Annotated in this window: 1 protein-coding gene; it reads right to left on the bottom strand. The window is 64.9% G+C overall.

The window, feature by feature from the left end; genetic code table 11:
- A partial coding sequence (locus HBA93_RS17965; protein ID WP_353619395.1) for an ABC transporter permease occupies nucleotides 1-635 on the bottom strand: 635 nt, incomplete at both ends.

Here is a 635-nt window from a genome sequence, read left to right as displayed (position 1 = left end):
CATCGTGTAGATGATGAGCGCGATCACTACCGCTGAAACGCTGAGCAGGATGCCGAGAAACAGACCGATCTGTCGCCGCGCCAGATCCACCACTGACGAGACCAGAATGTCTTCCTGCTCTGCTTGCGTCAGGGCTGCCAGATGTTTCCACTGCCGCACGGTCGCGGTCAGCAATTCGACATCCGCGCCCGGCGCTACCCTTGCAATCACGGCCGCGACCGAAGCGGACTTGACCGAAACGGCGCCTCGCGCCGCCTGAACGCGCTGGGCTGCGGGGTCAAGCTCGGTCTGCAATGCCATCGCGTCGGGCAGCGTGATATAGACCGCTGGATCGCCGCCCGCGTTCATTGCCCCTTCGACCAGCCCGACCACGATGAAGCGGTTGCGCCCGAGACGGATCGTCTCACCGGTCAGAAGACCGGTCTTGCGGTCTGCCACCAGTTCGAAATGGCTTGTGCCGATGCTGCGCCCTTCGGCGATGCGCTGCGGCCCGCCGGGATGTCCCGGCTCATAGCCGATGACGTAGAGCCGGAGCGACGCGCCGGCATGGGAAGCTTCGATGTTCTGAAAGTTGATCGCACCGACCTCGGCCACGCCGGGCATGCGCGCCACCGCATCGCGCGTGGTCAGCGGGA

The organism is Ochrobactrum sp. SFR4, assembly GCF_019730395.1.
Taxonomy (GTDB): Bacteria; Pseudomonadota; Alphaproteobacteria; order Rhizobiales; family Rhizobiaceae; genus Pseudochrobactrum.
The sequence above is the reverse complement of the archived record's forward strand: the minus strand, read 5'-3'. Positions and strand labels throughout refer to the sequence as shown.